The sequence below is a fragment of the Parasediminibacterium schistidii genome, from assembly GCF_046546515.1.
In the GTDB taxonomy this organism is placed as follows: Bacteria; Bacteroidota; Bacteroidia; order Chitinophagales; family Chitinophagaceae; genus Parasediminibacterium.
Genome location: NZ_JBKHKJ010000097.1, coordinates 1 through 687 on the forward strand (window position 1 = coordinate 1; position 687 = coordinate 687).

Annotated in this window: 2 protein-coding genes; both read right to left on the bottom strand. The window is 31.6% G+C overall.

Translation table 11 applies throughout. The features are described 5' to 3' along the window. Nucleotides 1-9: 9 nt before the first annotated feature. Complete coding sequence (locus tag ACHFIY_RS19320) at nt 10-372, bottom strand: hypothetical protein (protein WP_410847772.1); 363 nt, start codon at nt 370-372, stop codon at nt 10-12. Between the two features lie 2 nt (nt 373-374). Next, nucleotides 375-687: hypothetical protein (locus ACHFIY_RS19325; RefSeq protein WP_410847773.1), on the bottom strand; the 313-nt coding region annotated here is incomplete at its 5' end.

Below are 687 nucleotides of genomic sequence, written 5' to 3' on the forward strand. Positions count from 1 at the left end.
GCAGTAGTTTTAGTCTTCTCGTAATTGAGCTTGCCAAAATATTTGTCCATTCTCTTCGCTACAAATTTCAATTCCACATTTACCTGCATCGTCATAATTCAGAAAATATATAATAGTTTTATTTTCTGCAAAGTCTGCAAAGTCTTTTGATGAATTTAGCATTAGTCTGAACAAGTCTTTAATTTCATTAAGTTCTATTAGTGATTGTCTTTTAGTAAGATTTTCAAAATGAATAAAATTTGTCCAGCCTATTACTGCCAACTCGTTATTCGCTTTTAAATTCAATGTCAAGTCGCCAATTTTTAAAGATTTATTGTCTTGCAAAAGTTGTTTTACATTTTCTAAAGTTGTCAAGATTTCATCATTAGTCATAATTAGTCAAATGTAATGCTCCCATAAATTAAAGGTTCTTTCACTTCTCTATTTTCATCAATTAAACTTCCGTCTACCATAACTGAATAATACTGTGTCAATGGTTTGAAAGTGTCCCCTTGTTGGTGTGGTGAAAGTTCAATCAAGTCACTTGTCAATTGGTTGCCTGAAATTGTATTTGAAAGTTTCACAATTAGTTTGTTACCATCTCTGTCAAAAATTATTGTTCCAAACAAATTGCCTTTGTCCCAAGTTGAAGGTTCGTGAACTATAATTCTAACTCCTGTTCCTCTAAGTGCCATAAGTTTTAGGATG

Bases quoted from the DNA above. Each gene is read 5' to 3' on its own strand.
- ACHFIY_RS19320 (WP_410847772.1), bottom strand. From the start codon at position 372: ATGACTAATGATGAAATCTTGACAACTTTAGAAAATGTAAAACAACTT.